The organism is Ruegeria sp. N11, assembly GCF_056531525.1.
Genome location: NZ_JBQFLX010000051.1, coordinates 1 through 6,555 on the forward strand (window position 1 = coordinate 1; position 6,555 = coordinate 6,555).

A 6,555-nucleotide genomic window follows, 5' to 3' on the forward strand; every position below is an offset into this window, starting at 1 on the left:
CCACATCATGCTCTGAACATGCGCCCACCTGTGCCTGAAACCTTATTAGAGAAACCTCAATTTAGTGGTGCCGAACGAGGGGGCTAGACACATCCCGGGATCGCAGACTTCAAAACCTTGAACTGCTGATGCAAGAAATCGAGCAACTATCTGGCGCGGTTGGTTTGATCAGCGAAGAACGAATAATCGAGCAAGCTTTGGAAAAGTCAGTTGAGAAACAACTGGACTTCCCAAAATCGCGAAAAACTCATGCGGACTATGGAACGGCGTTGCGTTCAGAAGAGCCTTTCAAATCAAGGTACGAAGCGGTGTTCAGGAAAAACGCCTAAGCGTTTTCTCGCTTCTGGAAGACGCTTAAGCTCTGGAAAAAGTCTGGTGACACTTCGACAAAGCTGCCCATAATTGGGAGCCATCGCAACTGATCCAAGAGGATTTCAACGATGGCAAACGTCTTCAATGACGACCGGGTCTATTTCCCAGAAGACCCTGAAATGCAATTGCTGGGAAACCGCGAGAAGCTGGCTCAATGGCGCCACCGCATGTGTGGTCCGGCCTTTATCCGCATCGGTCGGCGGATCGCCTATCACGGCGCCGATCTGAACGCCTGGCTGGCGGCCCGGCGCACCGATCCCAACAACGAGGCTGCATAATGAAAAACCCCAACTCCAAGCGCGGAGATGGGGCTTTTCCAGTGACATCAACTGCCACCCTAGCAAGTCCAGTTGATGCCACAGGATGCCCCGAGCCGACAAGACAAAACGAGCGCCGGTACTATTGGTCGCCCCAGAGCCACTCGGTCGAACGAGTGATCATTCGGAAAGGAAGGATCGAGCATGGCTGATATGTCCATCTCCAAGTCGAACAGTACCAGTCACAACAGGGGGGCAGACACTGGCCCTCTTTGCCAAACTGATCACCGCGAAACCGCCGAGAACTACCGGGGCGAGCTCTTTCGCCTCGGCAGTTACCGGGTTGCCGTATGCCGGGATGGCATCCAATGGCTGTTTCAGCGTCAGAGGCCCCAATTTCAGGCCGGGGGAGCGGCATGGGACACGCTCGGGTACTGTGTGTCCAAATCCGGTCTAACCCGGCTCGTCCGGGCGCATATCGGCTGCGACATTTCGGAATTGGATGCCCTTCCCGAGCGTTTCCAGCGGAGGTGTCGCGATGAGTAGGCGCCGGTCTCCCAAAGGCAAACGGTCGGATGAGGGCCAATATGTTCCTCTGCCCTATGCCATGATCAAATCTCCGGCGTGGCGGGCGCTGTCAGGACCGGCAGTGAAGCTCTGGCTGGAGCTTCACACCCGCTTCAACGGCGGCAACAACGGCAAGGTGTTTCTGTCGATGAACGAGGCGGCAGAAATCTTGGGGTTGGGCAAGGCCACCGTTCAACGCGCTTTCGGGGATCTGCAGAACAAAGGCTTTCTTGTGCTGGAGCAGAATGGCAACTGGTATCACCGCCGGGCTCATGAGTGGCGGTTGACGACCAAGGCGACGCAGGCCCGGTCCGGCAAGAAAGCTGCCACAAACGACTGGCGCTTCTGGCAGACCGAAAAAACAAAACGCGGTTCTGAGACGGACCCGTCAGCATCCTCTGTGGTTCCGTTTGAGAACCCAAAGACCTCCAATGGTTCCAAATCAGAACCCGTCAGGCCGATTTCTCGCAGGTCCATCGGTTCTGAAACGGAACACTAATACTAACCACTCCCTGTTACGCGAGGCGGATATGAGCAAGGCACAGAAAGACAAAGGCAACAAGCTTCAGACAAAGACCTCCGAGCTTGCCGAAGCGGAGACCAATGCGATTGCTGATTTGAACGAACGGACGGGATCGCGTGTTCGGGGCCCGGACATCAAGCTGGACTTCGATGAAGAAACGCGAAGACTCACGGTGGGACATAAAGGAAAAGATCCAACGGCGGCTTGTGCTTTGGCAATGCATGAGCTCGGCACAGCAGACTACCGGTTCTTCGAAGGCGTCATGGATCAAGTCGCGACTCTTGGGCAACAGGACAGCTCTGTCTCCGAGACGGCATCGAACTTTGTGATGTCGGTTGTTGCTGGGGTTATGCCGCAGGACGAGATCGAAGCCATGCTTGCGATCCAAATGGGTGCGATCCATCAGGCTACGATGATGATGGCACGGCGCCTGAACCATGTAAAAACTCTCCCGCAGCAAGATTCAGCGGAACGGGCACTTAACAAACTCGCGCGCACTTTCACGAGCCAGGTTGAAACTCTGAAACGGTATCGATCCAAGGCAGATCAAACCGTCCGGGTCGAACGCGTTGAGGTCAAAGAAGGTGGTCAGGCGATTGTCGGAAACGTTCAAAACGGGGGGCGGTCGGATGACAAAAAGTGACGACAACCTCATGGACCCTACCAAACGGCTCAATGATGCGCCCAGATGCACTGCGAAAGCAAAGTCTACAGGTCAGCGATGTCGAGCGCCTGCCGTTCGTGGTTGGCGTGTATGTCGAGTTCACGGTGCCGGAGGTGGGCATACTGCAGGGGCTTCACATCCATCTTGGAAACACGGGGAAAGATCACGAGAAGCTGAGGAAGTGCTAAAGACTATCAATGAACTTCTCCGCGCCGAAAGACAATTAAAGCGCTCGATACGTTAGGAATCAGTTGCGGGGCAACGATTTGTTTAATGCGAAACCATGCGAACCAGTGTTACTAATTTGCTGACAATGAGAGTTTAGTGCTTTTCTATTTTCTACATATGTCTTCCAGATACTGCCTCTTTGAAATGAGCGCATCTGGAAAAAGACTTAAGAAAACATGACATTAAACTAAATCGGAGTTGAACGAAGTATCAGCCCTAGTGTGAGACACCCTTCAGATAAATCCAATAATCTTGACTGCCAAATGTTCGATACGGCAACCTAGACAAATATTAATTTGACACAGTTTGGGAATTCCGGGGGGCATCTCAAATGACAATTTCGTCGGCGATTTCGCTGGCCACGCCTTTGACGGCAGGCCGGCAATTACGCATTACACAAGCGCCGGGTGGTGGTTTCAGCCATTCTGGAGACATCTTTTATGGTTGGGATTTTGTTCTCTCCAATGGTTCCATATTGGGTGAAAATGTCTTGGCTGTCGCTGATGGCAAGGTAGTGTTCATCGAACAAAGTGTACCAGATGGCAGCTCTACCAGTGGCAGCTTAGGTAGCGACGGAACATCTCGCGACCCATCGCTTGGACCTCCGGGCGCGCTAGGCAATGTCGTCACTCTTGAACACAATATCAACGGGCAAACTTTTTTTTCCAGTTATTTACATCTGTCGCAAAGCTCCGTCCCAGTTAGTGTTGGAGACACGGTACTTGCTGGTCAAGTCATTGGGCAGGTCGGCAATACGGGTTTACGAACAGATACACACCTTCATCTCAATATAGGAGAGACTTTAGGACCTTACACCAATTCGGCCGGAGTGAGCTTTCCTTCTTATCAAATAGCAGAGGGCATTGCTGACGGCGGGCGTCTTTTGTCACTTTTGGATTTTCAGGATAGCCCCAATCAATCTGGACAATTGAATTCAGGCGACTTGCTTACAAGTACAAATTCAGGGACAGGTTCGAGCTCTGGTGCAGGTTCTGCAACTCAATCAGATGCGCTGAGTGAGTACGGTGACGATGCCATCCTTCTTTCAACAATTGGTTACAGCAATGGGCAAGATCTCCAGTCTCGATTATTGGGGACAGATTGGAATGTTCTTTCCCCAGTTGCCCTGCAAAGTTTCAACCAAAGTTTATCGTTTTTGGATTTTGATAGCGAAGGTTACTTTCAGACAAATCTGCCTTTGTTCAGTTCTGCGACCGGGAATGCATTCGTTGCGTACTCCCCTACTACTAGCACAGCAGCGTTAGTGTTTCGGGGCACCGATGAACCTGGAGAATTGGTGCTGACTGACCTTGTCGTTGGCCCGCTATCATGGGCTTTGGTTTTTGCTCAATATCAAGAAATTGTTGACGCTTTCAATTCCTTTGTCGCGTCAACAGGTGTGCAGAACGTTCTGGTTACTGGCCACAGTTTGGGCGGGGTGCTCGCGGAACAGTACCTGATTGAGAACTATCTTGACTCACAAGCGAACTATCTTGGTATTTCATTTGGATCTCCAGGTGCCCAGATGGCTGCGCCATACCTAGCGGATAGTCTAATAAATATTGGGCACACTGGTGACGCAGTTTTTAATGCGACTCCAAGCCAAGCAAGTAATGGCCAACAGCTTTTAATCGACCGGCCCGACTTTCCTGACGAAGATCTGTCGGGGAGTGGTGCCATACCAGGAACAAGTGAACATCCCCTAGCACTGTATGAGAATAGCTTAGCGGGCGTTGTAAACAGCAGTCTCTATGGCCTTTATGCCGCTAATCCTGACCTATATGAAGTCACTGTTAGTGGCGTTGGCGGGATCATTGCGCCTAGCGGAGGGCAACCTTTTTTTGTTGTTGGTTTAGACGGGGACGACCAAATCCTTGGTGGACCCAATTCAGACCTATTGGACGGCGGATTTGGCCGCGATCAATTATTTGGCTTCAATGGGGATGATACGCTACACGGCGGCGCTTGGGACGACGTTCTGAAAGGCGGTTCTGGAAACGATACTCTCAAGGGAGGCACTGGAAACGATGTATTAGATGGTGGAGCGTCGTCAGACGTTCTGTTTGGAGGATCCGGAAGCGACACCTTTGTATTGACAAGCACTTCAGATCCCTCGGACATCGACAGAATTTGGGACTACAAAACTGGTGACTTCGGATATTATTCCGAATTTGAGCGAGATCTAATTGATGTCTCGGCCTATGTTGGAGCGGCGTACAATGGCGGTCTAGGTGAACCTGTTGCAAACCTAGTTCGCCAATATAAAGACCCATCTCTGGGCCTTACGTATTTGCAAGTGGATCAAGATGGTAGCGGACCTGCGGCCTGGCAAACAGTTGCCATTTTGAACTCGCTTCCTGAGGGTGCGCGAATAGACCTAATTTTGGAACCCGGCGGGACAGACGCGGATGCAAGCCTAGTCATTCCAAGTCAAGGAAGTTGGCAAATATCACCCGGTTCGGTTCAAACCACTGAAGGCGGCAACGACGTCACGTTCACTATAACCCGACCAAATGATGCAGTGGACGAAACAGTCTATATGAGCACCACGCAGTCCTTCGGTTCTCTGAACAACGGCGACTACAATTTCTACTTAGATACACCTCTATTTTTTCCGGCAAATACGCTCTCCCAGCAAGTGACGATCACAATCCTCGATGATAACTCTTTCGAGAGCACAGAAACATTCGGGTTCATTGTCCAGTCGGCTCCGGGCCAGCCAGTCGATCAACACTTGGCATTTGCCACGTTTACGATAGCAGACGATGATGCAGCGCAACCAACGGCGAATTTCACAGCCGGTGACGACATAGTATTTCTCACGCCCACTGCCGCGGATCAGTCTTTTTCTGATCCAGGAGGCATCGACACGGCGATTCTGGACTACTCGGCGTTTTCGACGGGATTGAAGCCATTTGGCACTGGTGGAAATCAGCTGGGAATGTCCACGATTGCTAACACTCATCGGATCTCTTTGTACAATGTTGAGAACCTCCATGCGATAGGTGGGTCTGGTGACGACGACTTGCGCGGTCGCATCAATTTTAATGGCAACGACATACTGTTGGGTGGAGACGGAAACGACCAACTGCTCGGATACGGTGGCACGAACGTTTTAGACGGGGGGTCTGGGAACGACCTAATTATCTCGAGCCAGAACGCTGTTGCTGATACCGTTAGAGGTGGCTCTGGATTTGATAGTCTGGTGCTTGATCGCAGCAATGCTACCACTGCAATATCTTTAACGTTTGACGGGCGCGGCATTGGTGCGAGTTTTGTCCTTGCCGATAGCACCAATGTTTCTGGTGTGGAGCGCCTGCAAAACCTTCAAACAGGATCGGGTGATGATCAGCTGACGTTTACTCCAAATGCCACGGATGGAGGAGATCAAAGCTGGAACGCAAGGGGCGGCAATGACACGGCGATCTTAGACTACTCGGGTTTTGCAGGGGGTGTGAAGCTTCGGGGGTCTGGCGGCAACCAGATGGAAATGTCCACCCAGGGCAACACGCATCGAATAATCCTGGACGAAGTCGAGAACTTTCATGCAATTGGCGGGTCCGGTGATGACGATCTGCGCGGGCGCACCAATTTTGATGGCAACGACATTCTGCTGGGCGGAGACGGCAACGACCAACTGAGCGGCTATGGCGGCACCAATGTCCTCGACGGAGGGGCCGGAGATGATACAATTTCCTCAGATGCAAGTGCAGTTGCCGACATCATCAAGGGTGGTTCAGGTTTCGACAGCCTATTTCTGAACCGCAGCTTTGCCACGACCGCCATCGCCGTGACGTTCGACGGACGAGGCTCTGGGGCGAACTTTGTTCTTTCGGACGGGACCAGTGTTTCCGGTGTGGAGCGCCTGCAAAACCTTCAAACAGGATCGGGTGATGATCAGCTGACGTTTACTCCAAATGCCACGGATGGAGGAGATCAAAGCT

At 52.0% G+C, this 6,555-nt stretch carries 6 protein-coding genes; all 6 read left to right on the forward strand.

Annotation, left to right across the window (positions count from 1 at the left end):
* The first annotated feature begins 128 nt into the window (after positions 1-128).
* Complete coding sequence (locus tag ACR0J8_RS23785; protein WP_480892738.1) at positions 129-329, forward strand: hypothetical protein; 201 nt, start codon at positions 129-131, stop codon at positions 327-329.
* Between the two features lie 111 nt (positions 330-440).
* Positions 441-650 carry a MerR family transcriptional regulator gene (locus tag ACR0J8_RS23790; RefSeq protein ID WP_058272409.1) on the forward strand — a complete coding sequence of 70 codons (210 nt, stop codon included), beginning with the start codon at positions 441-443 and terminating at the stop codon, positions 648-650.
* Between the two features lie 517 nt (positions 651-1,167).
* A complete protein-coding gene (locus tag ACR0J8_RS23795) occupies positions 1,168-1,695 on the forward strand; it encodes a MarR family transcriptional regulator (protein WP_480892741.1) in 528 nt (175 codons plus the stop codon).
* A gap of 31 nt (positions 1,696-1,726) precedes the next feature.
* The gene (locus tag ACR0J8_RS23800; RefSeq protein ID WP_480892744.1) at positions 1,727-2,362 is read left to right on the forward strand and encodes a hypothetical protein; all 636 of its coding nucleotides are present in this window, start codon (positions 1,727-1,729) and stop codon (positions 2,360-2,362) included.
* Positions 2,359-2,571: a hypothetical protein gene (locus tag ACR0J8_RS23805; protein ID WP_480892747.1), complete on the forward strand. Its 213-nt coding sequence runs from the start codon at positions 2,359-2,361 to the stop codon at positions 2,569-2,571. Before ACR0J8_RS23800 ends, ACR0J8_RS23805 begins: the two co-directional genes overlap by 4 nt.
* A gap of 371 nt (positions 2,572-2,942) precedes the next feature.
* Positions 2,943-6,555: peptidoglycan DD-metalloendopeptidase family protein (locus ACR0J8_RS23810; RefSeq protein WP_480892749.1), on the forward strand; the 3,613-nt coding region annotated here is incomplete at its 3' end.